The sequence below is a fragment of the Halomonas sp. B23F22_10 genome, assembly GCF_043496975.1.
GTDB classification, from domain to species: Bacteria; Pseudomonadota; Gammaproteobacteria; order Pseudomonadales; family Halomonadaceae; genus Halomonas; species Halomonas smyrnensis.
Genome location: NZ_JBIEKF010000001.1, coordinates 579172 through 598977 on the forward strand (window position 1 = coordinate 579172; position 19806 = coordinate 598977).

The following is a 19806-nucleotide window of genomic DNA, read 5'->3' on the forward strand; positions in this document are numbered from 1 at the left end:
AGCCCTTCGACTTCGCCCCGACCGGCAGCACGGCGAGGTGCAGGAGGTGGGCGGCCTGTCGCGGGCCACGATACCGGTCATCGTGGCCCCCTGAGCTGTCCTGGTTTCCCACAGAGGGCGCGCCTTTTGGCATCATGGGCGGTTGATTGTCTCGAGGAGCCGCCCGATGGCGTATTTTCTGGTAATGGGCGGGCTGGTCCTGACCGTATGTTTCACCTCCGGGTGGGCCGTCTGGCGGATGTTGCGCTGGGCCTGCGCGCATGTGGGGCGCCGCACGCCGTCCGGGGGAAGGAAGAAGACGGCCGCCAGGGCGTCGAAGGGTAGACAGGTGGCCGCCAAGGCACCGAGCAGGGCACCGTCCAGGGAAAAGGAGAAGGCGCCATCGCGCCGTGATGCCGCGCGCCGCGACAAGAAGGCGGAGCCATCGCCGCCCTGGCGGCTGACCGTGGCGCTGGCGCCGCTGCGCGGCGCCTGGCCGCTGGCCGTGCTGCTCGGCGCCCTGTACGGCGGCGGACGGCTGGTTGACCATGGCATGGTGGCCCGGCCCCAGCACGCCCCCGACGCCTTTCGCCAGCTGGTGGAGGCCGTGGGCTGGGGCGCGATGGCGTTGGTCGGTGTGGCGCTGGTCGGCCTGTTGGCAAGCTGGCGCTGCCGGCGTCATGCCTAGCTGATCAGTCGCGCAGCCAGTGACGCAGCTTCAGCAGCAGCAGGGCGCCGTCGCCCAGCGACCGCCGCTCGGCCAGCAGTCGGCGCAGTGAAGCCGGGCGGTCGGTGATGATGCCGTCCACCCCGAGGTCGATCAGCCGCGACATGCGGGTCGGGTTGTTGACGGTCCAGGCCATCAGGGCATAGCCGTGGTGCTGGGCGAGCCGTACCTCGCGCTGGTCGATGCGGTTATGGCGCAGCGCCAGGACATCGTAGCCATGCCGGGGCAGGGCGCCCCGTAGCGTCAGCTGGGCCAGCAGCACGCGGCGCACCCCGGGGGCCCGTCGAGCGACCTCGTCGAGCAGCTCGTAGGACTGGGCGGCCAGCCATATTCCCGCGCTCAGATCGGGCTCGCCGCAGGCCGCGCGACCGACGCCGTCCGACGCGCGGTCGCGACAGACTCGCCGTGCCCGGGCCTCGGCCTCCAGTATCGTCACTACCCGGTCCACGAGCCGCTGACCATGGCCGGGATCTGGCTTGAGCTCGATCACCAGTCCGGCTCGCCCCCTGACCTTCCTCAGGGCCTCCTCGAGCTCGGGAATCCGGGTGCCCACGAAGGGATCGCCGAACCAGCTGCCCACGTCCACGCCGTCGAGGACGTCGTGCTCGAGGTCGGCGATGCGACGATCATCGCCGGCCAGGCGGGACAGGGTGGTGTCGTGGTAGAGCACGACCTTGTCCTCGGCGGTGAGCCGGGCATCGACCTCGATCAGATCGGCGCCGTCATGGATGGCCTGTTCGATGGCCGGCAGGGTGTTCTCCGGGGCGACCATCGAGCTGCCGCGGTGGGCGATGTTGTCGACCTCCTCGCGGATCGTGCTGCCTTGGACGACCCACCAGGCCTGGGCGATGGCGAAGGCGAGAACGCCCAGCTCCACGCCCCAGGCCAGGCGCCCGGGGTGTGCCGACGGCGGCGCCGGCGGCCGGGGTTCACGATGGGCCAGGCGCAGGTAGAGGCAGCTTCCCAGCAAGGCGTTGGCGGCGATGCCGACGAAGACCGCGGCCAGGGTCACCAGGCCGTAGGCGGTGACATAGCCGAGCATGGCGGGCAGCAGGATCTCGCGATGCTCGGGCAGATGGCCCAGCAGCGGGGTGAAGAGGGCGTCGAAGAGGGCCCCCACCCCGAGCGGCAGCACCAGGATCGTCGCCAGCAGCACCAGGATCGATGCCGCGATGCCGGAGCGGCAGCCGTGGGTCAGGCGCGCGCTGCGCTTCAGGGCGTGGAGCGGGCCGAGGCCCTCCAGGATCAGCGCCGGCAGGGCCAGATGCCAGCGGGTGTAGAGGGCGGCGGCCAGGGCGCCCCAGCCCAGTATCACCGGGGCGATCGTGGCGAGGAAGGCCCACAGGGCCGGGGGGCGCACCTGCTGGACATAGTAGGGGTCGAGGTCGCCAAGCAGGCGGCCGTGCAGCGTCACCACGATGCCGGCCACGGGCAGCATCAGCAGCAGCTGCGTGCCGACCTGGAGCAGCGCCAGGCCGGACAGCGCAGGCAGCCGGCGCAGGCTGTGCCAGAGTGCCTCGGCGGCCAGGCGAAGATGGTTGTCACGGGGACGCACCGCGACCAGGGTCATGCCGGCCTGCTGCAGGTAGAGGATCAGGAAGGTGACGGCCAGCGTGGCCAGCAGCCAGGCCATCCCGCCCGGTGTCCACAGCGCCTCGAGCAGGGCCTGGAGAGTGATCAGCGGGCGGTCGAGACGCCCCAGCATGCTGGCCAGGCCCCAGCCCGCCGCCGGCAGCAGCAGGCTCGAGGCGAGCAGGGTGAAGAAGGCGTGAAAGGCGATCAGCGGGCGCAGATGGTGCTTGAGGCTGCGCAGGACATCGCCGCTCAGGCGAGGCGTGGTCGGCATCGTGTGGGGCATGCTCTCAGCCTGCCAGCCGAGTCCCTCGGGCGGCAAGCCGCTGCGCCGTGTCTGGCGGGGGATCAGTCCAGTGCGAGGCGGTCATCGGCGATCAGGATGCCGTTGTTGTCGGCGTAGAGCCACTGGCCGGGTTCGATGGTCGCACCGCCGAAGCTGACCGGCACGTCGCGCTGGCCCTCGCCGTGCTTCTCGCTCTTGCGCGGGTGGGCGGCCAGGGCCTGGATGCCGAGTTCGGTCTCGGCCAGCTCGTCCACGTCGCGCACGCAGCCGTACATCACCACGCCCGCCCAGCCGTTGCCGGCGGCCTGTTCGGCCAGTCGGTCGCCGAGCATGGCGCAGCGGGTCGAGCCGCCGGCATCGACCACCAGCACGGCGCCGTCGCCGGGCTCGTTGACGGCCTGGCGCACCAGCGAGTTGTCCTCGAAGCACTTGACGGTGCGCACCGGGCCGAAGAAGGTCTCATGGCCGCCGAAGTTGACGAACATGGGCTCCAGCACGGCCACTTCGGGATAGGAATCGCACAGATCGGGGGTGACGATGGCAGGCATGACGGGGTGTCTCCTCGGTCGATGAACCCATCGATGATGCCACAGCCAGACGATGAGGAAAGTCCCCCCTTGGGGGGGCAGAACGGACGGGGCAACAAAAAAAGCGCCCCGCACGGGGCGGGGCGCTTCGGTCGTCGACGGCCCGCCTTACGGCGGGCCCGCGATGTTGCGAGCATCGGTGACGATGGCGGTGATCAGGCTTCCTGGCTCACCGGGATCACGTTCGAGGCGGCGTTCTGGAATTCCTCGATCTCGTGGAAGTTCATGTAACGATAGATCTCGCCGGCCATGGCGTCGAACTCGCTCATATAGCGGCGATATTCGCTGACGCTCGGCAGGCGACCCTCGACCGCGGCCACGGCGGCGAGCTCGGCGGACGCCAGGAAGACGTCGGCGCCGTCACCCAGGCGGTTGGGGAAGTTGCGCGTGGAGGTGGAGACCACGGTGCTCTTGGCGGCGACGCGGGCCTGGTTGCCCATGCACAGCGAGCAGCCCGGCATTTCCATGCGTGCGCCGGCGCGGCCGTAGATGCCGTAGTAGCCTTCGGCGGTCAGCTGGTGCTGGTCCATCTTGGTCGGCGGCGCCAGCCACAGCTTGGTCTTCAGGCTGCCCGCGGGCTGCTTCTCGAGCAGCTTGCCGGCGGCACGGAAGTGGCCGATGTTGGTCATGCACGAGCCGATGAATACCTCGTCGATGTCCTGGCCGGCGACGTCGGACAGCAGGCGGGCGTCGTCCGGGTCGTTCGGGGCGCACAGCACCGGCTGGTCGAGCTGGTCGAGATCGATCTCGATGACCTCGGCATACTCGGCGTCCTTGTCGGCGCGCATCAGGCTCGGGTTCTCGAGCCACTCTTCCATGCCCTGGATGCGGCGCTCGATGGTACGGGCATCGCCGTAGCCGTTGGCGATCATCCACTTGAGCAGGGTGATGTTGGACTTCAGGTACTCGCTGACGCTGTCCTCGGAGAGGGTGATGGTGCAGCCGGCGGCGGAGCGCTCGGCGGAGGCGTCGGAGAGTTCGAAGGCCTGCTCGACGGTGAGGTCCTCGAGGCCTTCGATTTCCAGCACGCGGCCGGAGAAGGCGTTCTTCTTGCCGGACTTCTCGACGGTCAGCAGCCCTTGCTGGATGGCGTAGTAGGGGATGGCGTGGACCAGGTCACGCAGGGTGACGCCGGGCTGACGCTGACCCTTGAAGCGCACCAGCACGGATTCCGGCATGTCCAGCGGCATCACGCCGGTGGCGGCGGCGAAGGCCACCAGGCCGGAGCCCGCCGGGAAGGAGATGCCCATCGGGAAGCGGGTGTGGGAGTCGCCGCCGGTGCCCACGGTGTCGGGCAGCAGCATGCGGTTCAGCCAGCTGTGGATGATGCCGTCGCCCGGACGCAGCGAGACGCCGCCGCGGTTCATGATGAAGTCGGGCAGGGTGTGGTGGGTCTCCACGTCGACCGGCTTCGGATAGGCGCTGGTGTGGCAGAAGGACTGCATCACCAGGTCGGCCTGGAAGCCGAGGCAGGCGAGGTCCTTGAGCTCGTCGCGGGTCATCGGACCGGTGGTGTCCTGGGAACCCACGGTGGTCATCTTCGGCTCGCAGTACATGCCCGGGCGCACGCCTTCCATGCCGCAGGCCTTGCCGACCATCTTCTGGGCCAGGGTGAAGCCCTTGCCGGTGTCGGCCGGCTGCTCGGACAGGCGGAAGACGTCGGACGGGGCCAGGCCGAGGGACTCGCGGGCCTTGGTGGTCAGGCCGCGGCCGATGATCAGCGGGATACGGCCGCCGGCGCGGGCCTCGTCGAGCAGCAGCTGGGTCTTGAGCTCGAAGGTGGTCAGCACTTCGTCGGTGCCGTGCTTGCAGACCTTGCCTTCATACGGGTAGACGTCGATGACGTCGCCCATCTCGAGCTTCTCGACGTCCATCTCGACCGGCAGGGCGCCGGAATCTTCCATGGTGTTGAAGAAGATCGGGGCGATCTTGCCGCCGAAGCAGAAGCCGCCGGCGCGCTTGTTCGGCACGTGGGGGATGTCGTCGCCGAAGAACCACAGCACGGAGTTGGTGGCGGACTTGCGCGAGGAGCCGGTGCCGACCACGTCGCCGACGTAGACGACCTGGTGACCCTTGGCCTTCACTTCCTCGATCTGCTTGAGCGGACCGGTGACCCCCGGCTCTTCCGGCTCGATGCCGTCGCGCGGGTTCTTGAGCATGGCGTTGGCATGCAGCGGAATGTCCGGGCGCGACCAGGCATCCGGGGCCGGGGACAGGTCATCGGTGTTGGTCTCGCCGGGCACCTTGAACACGGTCAGGGTGATCTTGTCGGCGAGTGCCGGCTTGGACAGGAACCACTCGGCCTCGGCCCAGGACTCGATGATCTCCTTGGCCACGGCGTTACCGGCCTTGGCGCGCTCTTCCACGTCGTGGAAGGCGTCGAACATCAGCAGGGTGTGCTTGAGCTGCTCGCCCACTTCCTTGGCCAGCGAGTCGTCGTCAAGCAGCTCGACCAGCGAGGCGATGTTGTAGCCGCCCTGCATGGTGCCCAGCAGCTTGACGGCGTGGACGCGGTCGATCAGCGGAGACTCGGCCTCGCCTTGGGCGATGGCGGTCAGGAAGCCGGCCTTGACGTAGGCGGCCTCGTCGACGCCTGGCGGCACGCGGTTGGTCAGCAGGTCGAGGATGGCCTCTTCCTCGCCGGCGGGCGGATTCTTCAGCAGTTCGACCAGGGCAGCCGTCTGCTCGGCGTTCAGCGGCTTCGGCGGAACGCCCGCCTGGGCGCGCTCCTCGACATGTTGGCGATAGGCTTCAAGCACGTGGTGGCCCTCATTGGTTGGTAGTGGCCGAGCGTCCTGCGGCGGCGATGAGGCCGCAACGAGCCGCTTGGCACGACGCACAGTCGCCAGCCACAGGTGACCGATCGTGGCGGGAATCCCGGGATTCGTCGCCGATCGGCGTGACGCCTGGCTGGCTCCTGGCACGGTCAACGGTGGCGGTATTCTAGGAGAAACTGTCGACAATGTTAAGAATCCCGGCCATGACGGGCTTCGAACTTTGGTCTCTGGTCGTGTTCGAGGCCCGGCGGGGTGCCAGTGTGCGGTCGTCGCGTTACCATGGTGCGACTTTCATCAACGGAGAGGAGTGGCCGATGGCGGGGCGTATCGCCTCCCCCTGTGTGGGCCTGTGTTCGACGACGGTAGGCGATCGCGTCTGCCGCGGTTGTCAGCGTATCGACGACGAGATCCGCGACTGGCCGGCCCTGGACGGCGAGGCGCGTGATCGGCGCATGACCGAGCTGGACGCCCTGCGCGTCGAGGTGGCCGGCCGTCACCTGAGCGTGGTGGACGCCGCGGCCCTGGAGGCCCAGCTGGTGCGCCACCGGATTCGCTTTCGCGCCGATCAGCCGCCGCTGTCCCGGGCGGTGGAGCTGCTGCGGGTCGGCCGCGATCGTATCCGCGACCTGTCGCGCTATGGCCTGGCGCCCGTCGAGCCGCTCGACGCCGCGACCCTGCACGCCCGCCTCGCCGCCGACCTGCTGGACGCCGCCGAGGCGCGCCGCGAGGCCCGGGCCTCGCTCTCCTGATTTCCCAGACCATGTACCGCCGGACTCTTCGATGACCGCCATTGCCGATGCCCCTGCCCCCGTCGACCTGCTGCCCGAGGGGCTGCTCGCGTTTCTCCACTGCCCGACGCCCGATGCCTGGGTCGACTGGGCCCTCGATAACCCCGAGCTGCTGCTGATCGATCACGCCCAGTGCGAGAAGAAGGCCGCCTCCACGGCCATGAGCCTGCTCTATCGCTATGTCGACCGGCCGCTGCTGCTGACCAAGATGTGTCAGCTGGCCCGCGAGGAGCTGCTGCACTTCGAGCAGGTGGTCACGCTGATGGAGCAGCGGGGCATCGTCTATCGCCACCTGTCGGCCTCGCGCTACGCCGAGGGGCTGCGCCGGCACGTGCGCGGCGAAGAGCCGCAGCGGCTGGTCGATATCCTGATCGTGGGGGCGCTGATCGAGGCGCGCAGCTGCGAGCGTTTCGCCCGTTTGATCCCCCAGCTTGACGATGAGCTTGCAAAGTTCTATCGCAGTCTGGTTAAGTCGGAAGGGCGTCATTATGAGGATTACCTGATGCTGGCACGCCGGGCCGCCCCGGAGGCCATCGACGATCGCATCGCCTTCCTCGCCGCGCGAGAAGCCGAGCTGATCACCATGCCGGATACGGCATTTCGTTTTCACAGCGGTGTTCCCGCCTGACGTTCGGGGCGCCGCCCAGCAGGGCCTAATAATCATGCGGGATGCTTCCGACGCCGTAACCCGTGAAGAACAAGATCGCCTGGCGTTATTCGGTCATTTTTCGCTGACCCTGGGCGACGATGCGCTGACCCATTTCAGTTACGACAAGGTCAAGGCGCTGCTGGTCTACCTGCTGCTTCACGAGCAGCCGGTCAACCGCGCGACCCTCGCCGAACTGCTGTGGCCCGACCAGGGCCTCTCCTCGGGGCGGACCAATCTGCGTCACGCCCTGCACTGCCTGCGGCAGTCGCTGGGCGAGCAGGCCGAGGAGGTGCTGTCGGTATCCCGCCAGACCATCGCCTTCGAGCTCCCCGAGGCGTGGCAGTTCGATCTCCACGAGTTGCAGTCGATGCTCGAGGCGCCCGCCGAGGTGGCGACCCTGGAAGAGATCCTGGAGTGCTACCAGGGCGATCTGGTCGAGGAGCTGCAGCTCGCCACCTGCGCCGAGTTCCAGCGCTGGCTGGTCCAGGTGCGCAACGAGTGGCGTCAGCGGGTGATCCGCTATGCCGAGTCGGTGCTCGAGCAGGCGGAGCCGCTGCCCGACGCGCTGCTGGAGACCCTGGTCAGCCGCTTCTCCGGCTACGGTCCCTTCCACGAGCGGCTGGTGCGCCAGCTCGCCGAGCAGGGCCAGCTGGCCGCCGCCCATGAACAGTACAACGCCTACCTGCAGCTGCTGGCGCTGACCGGCCAGCAGCCGGACCCCGCCTTCCTGCAGCTGGCACGCTACTGGTCCGATGGCGCCGGCGACGAGTCGGTCGGCCCCGGTGCCGGCTTCTCGCGCACCCTGGCCGCGGATAGCGCGCCGCTGCGCGACGACGAGATCGAGATGCGTCAGCTGTCGGTCATGGCGATCCGCCTGGACCTGCACGCCGATCTCTCCACCCGCGGCGAAACCCGGGCCAGTCTGACCCTGCAGTCGGAGCTGATGCGCTGGCTCGAGCAACAGTGTCATCATCTGGGCGGCTTCTGGCTGCCCGGCGCCGCCGGTGGCATCGGCCTGGCCTGCTTCGGCACCCACGGGCCGGCCCACCAGCTCGCCGAGCTGGTGGCGCTCTACGAACACTGTCAGCGCGCACTCGCCGACGAGTGCGCTCGCCACTGGAGCGGCGAAGGCGAGCCGCCGGGCATCTGCCTGGCCGCCGGTCTCAACAGCGGCCAGGTGGTCTACCTGCCGGAGCGCCACCTGGTCGATCCGCTGGGCGAGGTCACCCGGGGCGCGCTGGAGCTGATGGCGGCCTCCCAGGGCAGCGAGCTGGTGATCTCCCAGGAGGCCAGTCAGCACATGCCGCCGGCGCTCGACCTGCAGCCGCGGCTCTCGTCACGGCTGGTGGCCAGCGACGGTCGCGTGTGGCTGCGAGCGCTGGTGCTCGGCGCGAATGAAGGCGGCCGCGAGGCCATGCCGCCGAGCCTGATCGGCCGCGAAGGGGCGCTGCGCACGCTGCGTGACGCCCTGGCCCGGGCCGGCATCGGGCTGCGTCAGAGCGTGCTGGTGCGCGGCCCGTCGGGGCTCGGCAAGTCGGCGCTGCTGGTCGGCTTCCGCCACCTCGAGCAGAGCCGCGAGGCGGCGATCTGCTGGCAGCCCACCACCCGGCTGTCGATCCAGGAACCCTACGGCGTGGCCCGGCAGCTGCTGCACTGGCACTTCGGCGACGCGTTCGATGCCGAGGCGCTGGCCTCGCTGACGCCGGACGATCTCGGCGACGAGCCTCGGCTGCTGCTGGAAGAGGCGCTGGGCGTCTGCCTTCCCCGCGAGGTGGCCATGCTTACCCAGAGCGGCGAGGCCGTGGAGCTGGTGGTCGGCGTGCTGCAGCGGCTGATCGAGCAGCTCACCGAGACCCGCACCCTGGTGCTGATGGTCGACGACCTGCAATGGCTCGACGAGCCCTCCTTCAAGGTGTTGGGCCGCCTGCAGGCACGCCTGCCGATCACCTGCCCCTTCCTGATGGTGGCCAGCCACCATGGCCGCGAGGCGCTGCCGACCCGGCTCGACTGGGATCAGCAGATCACCCTCGGGCGGCTCGATCCCATGCAGTCGTCGCGTCTGCTCACCCAGCTGGCGCGGCGCTACCGGCTGCAGCTCAGTCCGCGCCTGCGCAGCCAGATCGTCGAGCGCTGCGACGGCGTGCCGCTGTATCTCCAGGAGATCTGCCGCCGCGTCGACATGGACCGTCGCGAAGGGCGTCACATCGACCTCGACGAGCTGCCCCAGGGCCTGCTCGGCCTGTTGGCCAGCCGCATCGACCAGCTCGACGGCGACCGCGGCGTGGCCCACGTGGCGGCGGTGCTGGGACGGCGATTCCGGCTCGACTTCCTCGCCGAGTGCATCGACCGCGAGATGCCGAAGCTGACCGCGGCGCTGGAGCAGATGGTGCGGCTGGAGATCATCGAGTCGGTCGACGAGACGGAAGAGGGCCGCGAATACCAGTTCACCCATCAGCTGCTGCAGGAGGCGGCCTACCTGTCCTGTCCGCGGGACGTGCGCGTGGCCCTGCACAGTCAGGTCGTAACGCTGATCGAGGAGCGCTTCCCGGTCTGGATCAGCCGCCATCCCGGCGACTTCGCCACCCATCTGCGGCGCAGCGGCCACTACGCCCGCGGCGCCCGCTACTTCGAGCTGGCGGCCCGCGAGGCGCTCAAGGTCAGTGCCAACCGCACCGCGCTGCGCATGGCCGACTTCGGCCTGGCCAGCCTGCGCCACGTGGAGGGCCAAGAGGAGCGCGAGGTCAGCCTGCACACCGTGCGCGGCCAGGCGGCCTTCGCCCTCGAGGGACACGGTTCGCCCACCGCCCACGAGAGCTTCGTCCGCGCCCGCGAGCTGCTGGTCTGCAGCGACGAGGTGCCGGAGGACAGCGAGGACCTGGAGCAGGCGTTTCTGGTCAAGTGGGGGCTGTGGGTCGGCTGCAGCCAGCGCAACGCCCACGCCGATGCCTTCCTGCTGGCCTCGCGGCTGGCGGATCTGGCCTCGCGGCTCGAGGATCCGCGCTACCGGCGCCTGGCCGACTTCGCGCGGGCCAGCTGCGAGTACTGGGCCGGCCGCATCCAGCAGGCCTACGAGCATCTTGAGGAGATCGACCCGCTCAACTCGCCGATGATGATCGAGTGGCTGCCGTTCTCCGACCACCCTCAGGTGGCCGCGACCTGCTTCCAGAGCTGGGCGCTGTGCCTGCGCGGCGACTACCATCGCGCCCAGCAGCAGATCGAATCGGCGATCCGTCTGGCCGAGCGCATCAATCACCCGGGCAGCCTGGCCATGGCGCTGATGTATGCCGCGGCGCTCTATCGCCAGGTGGGGCACGAACATCTGGCGTCCCAGCGTGCCGAGCGCGCCTACGAGATCACCGGCACGCCGGATCTGCAGCTGTGGCAGGTCTCGGCGCGGCAGGTGCTGGGCTGGCAGCGGGCGCTGTCCGGCGATCGCGAAGGGCTCAAGCGCATCGAGGCGGCCCAGGAGGAGTTCGTCGAGGTCACCGGGCGCGATCCCTACCAGCGGCCCTCGCTGTGGTGGGTGGACGCCTGCACCTCGCTGGGCGAGCTGGCCCGGGCCGAGGACTACCTCGACCAGTGCCTGCTGATCGCCCGCGAGCGCGCCACGCTGTTCGTCGCCGAACTGGCGGTGCATCTGGCCGGGGTGCGTCACCGCCTGGGGCATCCCGCCGAGGAGGTGCGCGCGCTGATCGAGCAGGCCCTCGAGCAGGCCCGCGGCGATGGCAACCTGCACCAGCAGCTCTGCGCCCTGGAGGCCTGGCTGACGAGAGTCGATCCGGAGGACGAGGACGCGCGGATGGCGTTCCGCGGCTTGCTGGGCGAGGTCAGCCACAGCGATGCGCCGGTGCTGGTGCGTTGGCGGACCCTGCTCGACAAGCGGCTGCCGCATACCGCCGACCTGGAAGACTGACGGCGCACGCGCCCTCGGCGCCATGGTAAACGGCGAGACGCCCGGCGAGGCTCGTGAGACGAGCGTCGCCGGGCGTCTTGCGTCTCGGGAGAGGTGATGGGGCGGAGCGCGAGGCGCCGGCTCAGGTCGCGACTTCCAGCGCGGCGATCCGCTCCAGCGCCTGATCGCGGTGATCGCCGCACAGTTCACGGTCGTAATCGAACCGGGCGCAGACCGCCGGCCGCTCGGGCCGGCCGAACAGCCGGCACAGGTTGTCGTCGTCGAGCTGGGCGCAGCGCTCGCCGGCCGGCTTGCCATCCGGCATGCCGGGGATCGGCGAGCTGATCGAGGGCGCGATGCAGCAGGCGCCGCAGCCGGGACGGCAGCCGCCGTCCGGGGCGGCGCTCATGGTCGGGTTCGAACTCACGCCTCGGCCTCCGCCAGCGCCCCCTTGTCGATGCCCTCGAAGGCCTGGACGCGGGTGGTGCGGCCGGTCTCGCGGGCGATCTCGCCGGCCAGCCAGGCGGCGATATGCTCCACCGTGGTCGGCGTCGGCATCGGGATGCAGCGCTCCCGCGGCAGGGTCAGGGCGAAGCGGCCCTGTTCGGCCGTGTAGCGGGTGGTCAGCCGGCCGGTGAAGGCGGCATCGAGGCCCTCGATCACGTCGGCCTCGTCCACCAGGTAGCGATCCGCGAGGCGCTCGGCCCACTCGGCCTCGAGCGCCGGGCGGCGCTCGCCGTCCTGCCACACGTGCAGCCGCGAGCGATGGCCGTGGGCGATGCGCTGGCAGTTGCCGGCGTGGCGCTTGAGGCCGTGGCTGTAGGTGTAGGCGGCGCCGTCGATGGCCTCGTCGGTCAGCGTCAGGCGGATCGCCTCGACCCGGGCCGGCGGCTGGCGGGTCAGCGAGGTCGACAGGTGCTCGGCCAGGCGCTCGGCAGTGATGGCCGGCCAGGGCAGCAGGGCGAAGGCCTGGCGCGGGCCGCGGACCTCGAACGGATAGGGCGACTCGGCGCGCACGCACAGCCCCTCGGCGCAGTCGTGGATGCTGACGCCGGGGGCCTCGGTGGGCACCAGCAGGGTGTGATCGGGCCCCCGGTCGATGCGCGACTTGATCCACGGCTTGACCTCGCCGAAGTCGAACAGCATGCCGTCCTCGCCGAGCTCGCCGTCGAGTTCGGCGTCGACCCGCCAGCTGGCACCGATCAGCCCGCGTTCGGGGCACCACAGCGAGGCGTCGAGATGGGTGAGGCGGTTGACGAACAGTGTCATCAGTCGATCCCCGTGATCTTGTGGGTCTGCAGCGAGAGCCGCCACTGGGGATGGCTCAGGCAGTAGGTCACGGTCTCGGCCGTGACATCGCCGCCGCCGACCGCCGCGGTGTCCATCGGCTGCAGGAAGAAGTGATGGAAGTCCAGGGCGGTGAAACGCTCGGGCGGGGCGTCGCTCTGCGGGTAGACCAGCTTGAGCTCGTCGCCGGAGGTCTGGGCCAGCTCGGTCTCGCCCTTGGGGCTGACGCACAGCCAGTCGATGCCCGGTGGCGCCGGCAGGGTGCCGTTGGTCTCCACGGCGACGTCGAAGCCGCACTCGTGCATGGCCTCGATCAGCGCCTCGTCGAGCTGCAGCAGAGGCTCGCCGCCGGTGAAGATCACCTGGGGCGTGGCGGTGCCCGGGGCGTCCGGCCACAGCGCGGTCAGGTGCTCGGCCAGCGCCTCGGCATCATGGAAGCGCCCGCCGTGCTGGCCGTCGGTGCCGCGGATGTCGGTATCGCAGAAGCGGCAGGCCGCGGCGGCCCGATCGGCCTCGCGCCCGGACCATAAATTGCAGCCGCTGAAGCGGCAGAACACGCTGGCGCGGCCGGCCTGGCCGCCTTCGCCCTGCAGCGAGTAGAAGGCTTCCTTGACGCTATACATGGTCGGTCCCTTCGGCCTCGTCGCCGATGGTGTCATACGCGAGGGGATCGACGGCGCCGTTGGCGGCGAAGGCCGAAAGCCGTTCGCGGCAGCTGCCGCAGCGGCCGCAGGCCAGTGCCTCGCCGCGGTAGCAGGTCCAGGTCATGGCGTAGTCGAGCCCCATGGCCAGGCCCTCGGCGAGGATCTCGTCCTTGCCGGTGCGCAGGTAGGGCGCGTGCAGGGTCACCGGCTCGAAGTTGGCGATGCCGGCCACGTCGTTCATGGCCTCGACGAACTCCGGGCGGCAGTCCGGATAGAGCACGTGATCGCCGCCGTGGGCACCGTAGTCGACCCGGTCGGCGCCGATGTTGACCGCCTTGGCGATGGCCAGCGACAGCAGGATCATGTTGCGGTTGGGGACTACGGTGGCCTTGAGGTTGGCCTCGGCGTAGTCGGCGTCGGGCAGTTCCTGGCTGGAGTCGGTGAGCGCCGAGGCGTCGATCAGGCCATGGATGGCGGTGATGTCGACCACCTGGTGGGGCACGCCGAGGTCACGGCAGACCTCGCGGGCGACCTCGAGCTCGCGGGCATGGCGCTGGCCGTAGTCGAAGGACAGGGCGTGCACCTCGCGGCCCTCGCGCAGGGCGCGATGCAGCACGGTATAGGAGTCCATGCCACCGGAGTAGATCACCACGGTGGCCGGACGGGGAGAATCGGACATGGGAGAACCTTTGGTCGGAGAATTTTCTTTACCGGGGTCCGGTCCGGCGGTCCGGGAGTGTACTTGACCAGGAAGACAGGTGCCAGACGTCGACGAGCCGCCTCGAGCGGAATCGCCGCGGACTGGACATCGGCCGGGCCCTTCGGGGAAGCTGGCACGGCACCGAAGGCCCCCAGCACAAGGAAACGGCATGGCCACCATCGAACATCGCGCCATTCTCGAGGCGCCGCCCGAACGCGTCTTCGCCCTGCTCGAGCGGGTCGAGGACTTCGTCGACTATTCGGACCTGATCGAGCGCATCGAGCCGCTGGGCGAGGGGCGCTACCGCTGGCACGTGCATGCCGTGCGCATGGATTGGACCTTCGAGGTGGAGATCACCGAACACCGCCCGCCGGAGGCGCTGGCCTGGGAGTCGCGCAGCGGCGTCAAGAACCGCGGACGTTACCGGCTGACGCCGGTGCCCGAGGGCACCGAGGTGGCGCTGACGCTGGACTACGAGATCCAGAGCCGGCTGGTGGAGAAGGCCGTCAAGCGCGCGGTGACGCCGCTGGTCAATCGGGTCAGCCAGCAGATCCTGGATCGCGTCGCGGCCAGATTGTAGCGTTGACCCAACGAGAACGCCGCCCACCCGGGCGGCGTTCTCGTTCTGAGGCGGATGGCCGTCTCAGGCCACTCAGGCTTTTCGTAGCGAGGCATCGAGGTGATCGACGACTTCGGCCCAGTCGGCGTCGGCCTCGATGGCCTCGCGCAGGAACTCCGCCTGGCCCTCGTTCCAGCAGGGCGCGTCGGGCAGCTCCATGTTCTCGGGGATCGGCGAGTTGCGCTCGATGAAGCGCTGGATGGCGCTCGGCTCCGAGGCCAGGCCGAGCTGTTCGAAGAGTTCGGTGAAGGGATGATCGGGATGTTCCATGACGGGCTACCTGTGCAAGCGGACGTGTGACTCCACTCTAGCCTCTCGGGCCCCGTCATGGCGATGGGGCGGCCCCGGCGTGTTCAACGCTTGACCGTCCCTCCGGCAGGGCGCCCTGTTCAGGGCGCGGCGCGCTCGCCGACCAGCGGGGTCAGGAAGCGTCGACGGCGCTCCGCTTCCGGCAGCGGCTGGGCCAGCAGGTGCACCAGCTTGGCGACGGCGGCCTCCGGCGTCATGTCGTCGCCGGACAGCACGCCGGCCTCGGCCAGCGTCTGGCCGGCGGCGTAGTGGCCGATGGCCACCGCACCGTGGGGGCACTGGCTGATGGCGGCGATCAGCTTGCCCTCGCCGACGGCCTGGGCCAGCACGCCCGCCAGGCGTGGGTCGTCCGGGAGGTTGCCGCCGCCCCAGACCTCCAGTAGCGCGCCCCTGACGCGATCGTCCAGCAGCCAGGCCTCCAGCTGCCAGGCGGCGAGCCCCGGCCACAGCACGAGGCGCGGTACCGCACCCTCGGCCAGTGGCGTGTAGTCGGGCAGCTCGAAGCGAGGGGCGCCGCGCTGCGCTCGCTCCAGGCCGCGGCTGGGGTAGAGCACGGCGTCGTCATCCACCCATTCGCCGAGCGGCGGATGATTGGGGCTGACGAAGGCATCGGCCTCGCGGGTCTGCCACTTGCGGCTGCACGCGCCGCGCAGCAGGCGTCCGGCGAAGCAGATCGCCACTTCCTGCAGCCGCGAATCGGCGGCGAAGCGCAGCGCCGCCTCGACGTTGGCCAGCGCATCGCTGCCCTGGGCTTCCAGCGGCTGCATGGAGCCGGTGATGACCACCGGCCGGTCCAGGCCCTGCAGCTGATAGGCCAGGCTGGAGGCGGTCCAGGCCAGGGTGTCGGTGCCGTGGATCACCACGATGCCGGCATGGTCGGCGTAGTGTTCGGCGATCAGCCCGGCGAGACGCTGCCAGTCCTCGGGGGTGGCGGCGCTGGAGTCGATGGGCGTCGGCGTGGCGATGACCCGGAAATCGGCCAGTCCGGCCTGGCGGCCCGGCGGCAGCGTGGCCAGCGCGGCGCGCAGTCGGGGCTCGATGTCATGACCGGGGATCAGCCCGTCGGGGCTGTCCACCATGCCGAGGGTGCCGCCGGTGTAGATGACCAGCAGGGAAGAAGCGGGTGACGTCATGGAAGCTCCAGGCTGAGGTTGGGGCTCATGATAGAGCGCCGGCGCCGGCAGGCAAGAGGCGCAAGACGCCAGCGAGCTCCTGACTCAGCGCACTCGTTCAACGAACGACGAGCCGGCCCGCGTCATCGCTGGCCAGACGGCGATCGCGGCCGGCGAGCAGGGCGAAGCCGGTGGCGGCGGCGGCCAAGGCCAGCAGCGCCGCGGTGATGCTGGCGAGGCCCAGGTCGAGCTCCAGCATCACACCGACGCCCAGCGGGCCCAGCGAGGCCAGGGCATAGCCCATTCCCTGCACCATGCCCGAGAGCTTGCCCGCCAGGCGGGCATCGGCGGTGCGCAGCACGATCAGCGACAGCGCCATGCTGAAGCCGCCGCCCTGGCCGAAGCCGAGCAGCGCCACCCCGGCCCAGCGCCATTCGGTCGGGCCCTGCAGCAGGATCCAGAAGCCGCCGGCGATCAGGCTCAGTACCAGCACCAGGGCCGGGCGCTGATCGCGGCCGAGGCGGGCCAGCCAGGGCGCGGACAGCGCCGCGCCCAGCTGCAGCATCACCGAGGCGCCGGTCATCCAGCCGGCCTCGACCTCGTCGTAGCCGCGCTCCACCAGCAGGGCCGGCAGCCAGCCGAAGACGATATAGGCCAGCGAGGACTGGCAGCCCATGTAGAGCGTGACCTGCCAGGCCAGCGGCTGGCGCAGCAGCGCGCCAGTATCGCCACGGGCCGGTGCCGTTGTCGGCGGCTGCGTCGGCGTCGGCATCAGGGTCTGCCAGGCGATCAGGCTGACCACCGCCAGCGCCGCCCAGCTGGTCAACGCCGCGGCCCAGCCGCCCAGCGCCTCGGCCAGGGGAATGCTGAGTCCGGCGCCCAGCGCGCCGCCCAGGCACAGGGCCATGGTGTAGACCCCGGTCATCAGGTCGGCGCTGTCGGGCAGCTCGCGCTTGACCAGGGCGGGCAGCAGGGTGCCGGCGATGCCGATGCCGGCGCCCACCAGCAGGGTGCCGGCGAACAGCCACAACGGCGCCGCCAGCCCCCTCAGGCCGAGCCCGGCTGCCAGTATCACCAGCGCCAGCGAGAGGGTGCGTTCGGTGCCCAGGCGTCGAGACAGCCAGGGCGCGGAGGGGGCGAAGAGACCCAGGCAGAGCACGGGCAGGGTGGTGAGGGCGCCGATGGCCAGCATCGGCAGGCCGCTGTCGGCCTCGATGCGTGGCAGCAGGGGCGCCAGCGACGACAGGGCCGGGCGCAGGTTGAGCCCGACCAGCACCATCAGGGCAATGAAGACCCCGGGTGACGGGGTGCCGCGCCGTTGTCCGGGATCATTGGTCGCCATGCAGGCGTTCCGTCTGGCGTTCGCTGTCGCTGGCGTCAGGGGGAGGCGCCTCCAGGGAGGGCCCTTCCTGGCGGCGGCGCCAGCGTTCGGCGAATTCGGCCTCGCCCTCGAGTTCGTCGGCGGCGCCGAACTGCAGGTGGCTCGACGCGATCTGGCCCTCGCCGGACGCGCGCCGGCGGATGCCGCTGACGTCCTCGCTGCTGACCAGGTCGAGCGGGCCCTGGGTCGTGGCGCGAGCGATCAGCGCGCCCTCGTAGGTCCAGCAGCGCTGGGGCACCTGGGACGTGCGCCACACTCCTCCCTGCCAGTGGGCGAGACCGTCGGCATCGAGATGCAGGCCGTCATGCGGCACCAGGGCCGCGAACAACCGGGCGTTGAGCACCAGGCCGTTGTCGGCCAGCGCCACCGCGCCGCGGTAGGTGCCGTCCTGCAGGCCGGTGAGCACGCTCTCGCGCGCCCGCTTGCTGCCGGGCTCGATGTGCCCCTCGCCGCACAGGTGCAGCAGGCCGTCGTCGACCTGTTTGATGACCCAGACGCGGATCGGGGGCTTGCCGAACAGTTTCTTCCACATGGCTCGCTCAACTCATATGTTGACGCAGATCGCCTCGCACGCTGTCGATCAGGGTGATGAAGTGGCTGTCGCCGGACGCGTCGACGCGATCGACCCGAGCGACGCTGGCCAGGCCGCGGTCGACCAGCAGCTGGTCGAAGATCTCCAGCGTGACGGATTCGGCGGCGGCCTCGGCCGGCGACAGGGTGCCGCCGGTCAGCGTGAAGCTCGGCAGCAGGGTGGCGCGCACGCGGGTGGCGCCGTTCTCGGCGATCACCCGGCGCACGAACAGCCAGCCCTCGCAGGCCAGCCGCTCGCCGGCCTCGAATTCGCGCTGGAACAGGGTGCGGTAGCAGGCACCCTGGGTGGCGGCCTTGTCGGCCATGCTGCGGTAGGCCTCGGTGGTGCGCTGCGCCGAGACGCCGGCCGATTCCAGCTGCTGCCAGGCCGCGCGATGTTCGCGATCGAGCTGGGCCTGGCGCTGGAAGCGCTGCCAGCGGCGGTAGTCGTGGATCAGCTCTGAAGAGTCCATGGGCTTCCTTGCACGTGTCGTGTCAGCCAATGCGGATAGTACATTCGCATTGTCGGATGTTAATTGCCAGAGCGCTGGCGATCCTGGCCGCCACCGCTGCGACGACGACGGCGACGGCGCGCCGGGGCCTGGCCGTCGCCGTTTCCGCCGTTGCCGCCGTTGCCGCCGGCGCTGCTGCGGTTGCCGCCGTTACCGTTGCGGCCGCCGCCGTTGCCGCGACCGTTGCCGCCGCGACCGCGGTTGCGACCGTTCTCGATCGGCTCGGGCTTGGCGTTGGGGTCGGGCTCGAAGCCGGGCTCGATGTGCTTGGCCAGGTCGCGCTTCATCAGCTTCTCGATGTTGCCGAGCAGGCCGTGCTCGTCGACGCAGACCAGCGATACCGCCTGGCCGTCGTGGCCGGCGCGTCCGGTGCGGCCGATGCGGTGCACATAGTCCTCGGCGACGTTGGGCAGCTCGAAGTTGACCACGTGGGGCAGCTCGTCGATGTCCAGGCCGCGGGCGGCGATGTCGGTGGCCACCAGCACCTGCAGGTCACCGGACTTGAAGGCGCTCAGCGCGCGGGTCCGGGCCGACTGGCTCTTGTTGCCGTGGATCGCCATGGCCGAGATGTCGCGCTTGTCGAGATGCTCCGCCAGGCGGTTGGCGCCGTGCTTGGTGCGGGTGAAGACCAGCACCTGGAACCACTGGCGGCTGCTGATCAGGTGGGTGAGCAGATCGCGCTTGCGCTCGCGGTCGACCCGGTAGACGGCCTGGTCCACGGTCTCGGCGGGGGTGTTGCGGCGCGCCACCTCGATCAGCGTCGGATCGTCGAGCAGCTTGTTGGCCAGCGCCTGGATCTCCTTGGAGAAGGTCGCCGAGAACAGCAGGTTCTGGCGGCTGTCGGGCAGCAGCTTCAGCACCTTCTTGATGTCGTGGATGAAGCCCATGTCGAGCATGCGGTCGGCTTCGTCCAGCACCAGGATCTCGACGCCGGACAGGTCGACGTGGCCCTGCTGCTGCAGGTCGAGCAGGCGGCCGGGGGTGGCGACCAGGATGTCGAGGCCGGGACGGATGGCGTCCACCTGGGGCTGCTGGCCGACGCCGCCGAAGATGACGTGGGAGGTCAGCGGCAGATGCTTGCCGTAGTCGCGCACGCTGTCGCCCACCTGGGCGGCGAGCTCGCGGGTCGGGGTCAGCACCAGGGCGCGCACGCCGCGCTTGGCCGGGCGGCGGCCGTCCTTGAGGCGTTGCAGCATGGGCAGGGTGAAGCCGGCGGTCTTGCCGGTGCCGGTCTGGGCGCTGCCCAGCAGATCGCCGCCGCCGAGGACGGCGGGGATGGCCTGGCTCTGAATGGGCGTCGGGGTGGTATAGCCCTGGGCGTCGATGGCGCGCAGCAGCTCGGGGCACAGGCCAAGATCGGAAAAGGTCATGCAGTCTCCGCGGCAACGTCACGCCCGATCCATCGCGCGGGGCGC

The 19806-nt window shown here is 70.1% G+C and carries 18 protein-coding genes; 5 read left to right on the forward strand and 13 right to left on the reverse strand.

Features of this window, described 5'->3' with window-relative positions; translation table 11 throughout:
* Positions 1-166 precede the first annotated feature (166 nt).
* Positions 167-667 carry a hypothetical protein gene (locus tag ACGTNF_RS02600; protein WP_394600316.1) on the forward strand — a complete coding sequence of 167 codons (501 nt, stop codon included), beginning with the start codon at positions 167-169 and terminating at the stop codon, positions 665-667.
* Between the two features lie 4 nt (positions 668-671).
* Here ACGTNF_RS02600 and ACGTNF_RS02605 read toward each other — a convergent pair whose 3' ends face one another.
* From ACGTNF_RS02605 to acnB, 3 genes are all read right to left on the reverse strand, one after another.
* Positions 672-2564 (reverse strand): glycerophosphodiester phosphodiesterase family protein, encoded by a 1893-nt coding sequence (locus ACGTNF_RS02605; RefSeq protein ID WP_394600317.1) that lies wholly within the window; start codon positions 2562-2564, stop codon positions 672-674.
* A 62-nt stretch (positions 2565-2626) separates the two neighbouring features.
* Positions 2627-3112: a ribonuclease E activity regulator RraA gene (gene rraA, locus ACGTNF_RS02610; protein WP_152478781.1), complete on the reverse strand. Its 486-nt coding sequence runs from the start codon at positions 3110-3112 to the stop codon at positions 2627-2629.
* A gap of 194 nt (positions 3113-3306) precedes the next feature.
* Positions 3307-5910, reverse strand: a complete 2604-nt coding sequence (acnB, locus tag ACGTNF_RS02615) for a bifunctional aconitate hydratase 2/2-methylisocitrate dehydratase (RefSeq protein ID WP_394600318.1) — start codon at positions 5908-5910, stop codon at positions 3307-3309.
* 332 nt (positions 5911-6242) lie between these two features.
* Here acnB and ACGTNF_RS02620 point away from each other — a divergent pair, with 332 nt between their 5' ends.
* Genes ACGTNF_RS02620 through ACGTNF_RS02630 form a run of 3 tightly spaced genes read left to right on the forward strand, consistent with a single transcriptional unit; the run spans position 6243 to position 11278 of the window.
* A complete protein-coding gene (locus tag ACGTNF_RS02620; protein WP_394600319.1) occupies positions 6243-6677 on the forward strand; it encodes a DUF1289 domain-containing protein in 435 nt (144 codons plus the stop codon).
* Positions 6678-6708: 31 nt separating this feature from the next.
* The gene (locus ACGTNF_RS02625; protein WP_016854716.1) at positions 6709-7344 is read left to right on the forward strand and encodes a MiaE family protein; all 636 of its coding nucleotides are present in this window, start codon (positions 6709-6711) and stop codon (positions 7342-7344) included.
* Positions 7345-7378: 34 nt separating this feature from the next.
* Complete coding sequence (locus ACGTNF_RS02630) at positions 7379-11278, forward strand: ATP-binding protein (protein ID WP_394600320.1); 3900 nt, start codon at positions 7379-7381, stop codon at positions 11276-11278.
* 121 nt (positions 11279-11399) lie between these two features.
* Here the strand turns inward: ACGTNF_RS02630 and ACGTNF_RS02635 are convergent, their stop codons facing one another.
* From ACGTNF_RS02635 to queC, 4 genes are read right to left on the reverse strand one after another with little or no spacing between them, the layout of a single operon-like run.
* A complete protein-coding gene (locus tag ACGTNF_RS02635) occupies positions 11400-11666 on the reverse strand; it encodes a YkgJ family cysteine cluster protein (protein WP_394600538.1) in 267 nt (88 codons plus the stop codon).
* A gap of 14 nt (positions 11667-11680) precedes the next feature.
* A complete protein-coding gene (locus ACGTNF_RS02640) occupies positions 11681-12526 on the reverse strand; it encodes a 6-pyruvoyl trahydropterin synthase family protein (RefSeq protein WP_394600321.1) in 846 nt (281 codons plus the stop codon).
* Positions 12526-13167, reverse strand: a complete 642-nt coding sequence (gene queE, locus ACGTNF_RS02645; RefSeq protein ID WP_394600322.1) for a 7-carboxy-7-deazaguanine synthase — start codon at positions 13165-13167, stop codon at positions 12526-12528. The genes ACGTNF_RS02640 and queE overlap by 1 nt, the downstream gene beginning before the upstream one ends.
* Positions 13160-13867, reverse strand: coding sequence for a 7-cyano-7-deazaguanine synthase QueC (gene queC / locus ACGTNF_RS02650; RefSeq protein ID WP_394600323.1), 708 nt, complete (start codon positions 13865-13867; stop codon positions 13160-13162). The genes queE and queC overlap by 8 nt, the downstream gene beginning before the upstream one ends.
* A gap of 190 nt (positions 13868-14057) precedes the next feature.
* On the opposite strand from queC, the gene ACGTNF_RS02655 reads away from it, so the two are divergent.
* On the forward strand, positions 14058-14468 hold the full coding sequence (locus ACGTNF_RS02655; RefSeq protein WP_016854722.1) for an SRPBCC family protein: 411 nt from the start codon (positions 14058-14060) through the stop codon (positions 14466-14468).
* 72 nt (positions 14469-14540) lie between these two features.
* Here ACGTNF_RS02655 and ACGTNF_RS02660 read toward each other — a convergent pair whose 3' ends face one another.
* The 6 genes from ACGTNF_RS02660 to ACGTNF_RS02685 all read right to left on the reverse strand — a co-directional run bounded on the left by ACGTNF_RS02660 (position 14541) and on the right by ACGTNF_RS02685 (position 19761).
* Entirely contained in the window at positions 14541-14777 is a 237-nt protein-coding gene (locus ACGTNF_RS02660) for a DUF2789 domain-containing protein (protein ID WP_394600324.1), read from the reverse strand.
* A 119-nt stretch (positions 14778-14896) separates the two neighbouring features.
* On the reverse strand, positions 14897-15949 hold the full coding sequence (locus ACGTNF_RS02665) for an asparaginase (RefSeq protein ID WP_394600325.1): 1053 nt from the start codon (positions 15947-15949) through the stop codon (positions 14897-14899).
* Positions 15950-16046: 97 nt separating this feature from the next.
* The gene (locus ACGTNF_RS02670) at positions 16047-17270 is read right to left on the reverse strand and encodes an MFS transporter (protein ID WP_394600326.1); all 1224 of its coding nucleotides are present in this window, start codon (positions 17268-17270) and stop codon (positions 16047-16049) included.
* Positions 17257-17841 (reverse strand): hypothetical protein, encoded by a 585-nt coding sequence (locus ACGTNF_RS02675; RefSeq protein ID WP_394600327.1) that lies wholly within the window; start codon positions 17839-17841, stop codon positions 17257-17259. Before ACGTNF_RS02675 ends, ACGTNF_RS02670 begins: the two co-directional genes overlap by 14 nt.
* Positions 17842-17848: 7 nt before the next feature.
* Positions 17849-18352 carry a hypothetical protein gene (locus ACGTNF_RS02680; protein WP_016854727.1) on the reverse strand — a complete coding sequence of 168 codons (504 nt, stop codon included), beginning with the start codon at positions 18350-18352 and terminating at the stop codon, positions 17849-17851.
* A gap of 59 nt (positions 18353-18411) precedes the next feature.
* Positions 18412-19761, reverse strand: a complete 1350-nt coding sequence (locus ACGTNF_RS02685) for a DEAD/DEAH box helicase (RefSeq protein WP_394600328.1) — start codon at positions 19759-19761, stop codon at positions 18412-18414.
* Positions 19762-19806 lie beyond the last annotated feature (45 nt).

What these genes read in the sequence shown, in the direction of transcription:
- ACGTNF_RS02685 (WP_394600328.1), bottom strand. Translation starts at nt 19,761, where the DNA reads ATGACCTTTTCCGATCTTGGCCTGTGCCCCGAGCTGCTGCGCGCCATC.
- queE (WP_394600322.1), bottom strand. Translation starts at nt 13,167, where the DNA reads ATGTATAGCGTCAAGGAAGCCTTCTACTCGCTGCAGGGCGAAGGCGGC.
- ACGTNF_RS02655 (WP_016854722.1), top strand. Translation starts at nt 14,058, where the DNA reads ATGGCCACCATCGAACATCGCGCCATTCTCGAGGCGCCGCCCGAACGC.
- ACGTNF_RS02660 (WP_394600324.1), bottom strand. Translation starts at nt 14,777, where the DNA reads ATGGAACATCCCGATCATCCCTTCACCGAACTCTTCGAACAGCTCGGC.
- ACGTNF_RS02635 (WP_394600538.1), bottom strand. Translation starts at nt 11,666, where the DNA reads ATGAGCGCCGCCCCGGACGGCGGCTGCCGTCCCGGCTGCGGCGCCTGC.
- ACGTNF_RS02640 (WP_394600321.1), bottom strand. Translation starts at nt 12,526, where the DNA reads ATGACACTGTTCGTCAACCGCCTCACCCATCTCGACGCCTCGCTGTGG.
- queC (WP_394600323.1), bottom strand. Translation starts at nt 13,867, where the DNA reads ATGTCCGATTCTCCCCGTCCGGCCACCGTGGTGATCTACTCCGGTGGC.
- ACGTNF_RS02675 (WP_394600327.1), bottom strand. Translation starts at nt 17,841, where the DNA reads ATGTGGAAGAAACTGTTCGGCAAGCCCCCGATCCGCGTCTGGGTCATC.
- ACGTNF_RS02605 (WP_394600317.1), bottom strand. Translation starts at nt 2,564, where the DNA reads ATGCCCCACACGATGCCGACCACGCCTCGCCTGAGCGGCGATGTCCTG.
- ACGTNF_RS02600 (WP_394600316.1), top strand. Translation starts at nt 167, where the DNA reads ATGGCGTATTTTCTGGTAATGGGCGGGCTGGTCCTGACCGTATGTTTC.
- rraA (WP_152478781.1), bottom strand. Translation starts at nt 3,112, where the DNA reads ATGCCTGCCATCGTCACCCCCGATCTGTGCGATTCCTATCCCGAAGTG.
- ACGTNF_RS02620 (WP_394600319.1), top strand. Translation starts at nt 6,243, where the DNA reads ATGGCGGGGCGTATCGCCTCCCCCTGTGTGGGCCTGTGTTCGACGACG.
- ACGTNF_RS02670 (WP_394600326.1), bottom strand. Translation starts at nt 17,270, where the DNA reads ATGGCGACCAATGATCCCGGACAACGGCGCGGCACCCCGTCACCCGGG.
- ACGTNF_RS02680 (WP_016854727.1), bottom strand. Translation starts at nt 18,352, where the DNA reads ATGGACTCTTCAGAGCTGATCCACGACTACCGCCGCTGGCAGCGCTTC.
- ACGTNF_RS02665 (WP_394600325.1), bottom strand. Translation starts at nt 15,949, where the DNA reads ATGACGTCACCCGCTTCTTCCCTGCTGGTCATCTACACCGGCGGCACC.
- ACGTNF_RS02630 (WP_394600320.1), top strand. Translation starts at nt 7,379, where the DNA reads ATGCGGGATGCTTCCGACGCCGTAACCCGTGAAGAACAAGATCGCCTG.
- ACGTNF_RS02625 (WP_016854716.1), top strand. Translation starts at nt 6,709, where the DNA reads ATGACCGCCATTGCCGATGCCCCTGCCCCCGTCGACCTGCTGCCCGAG.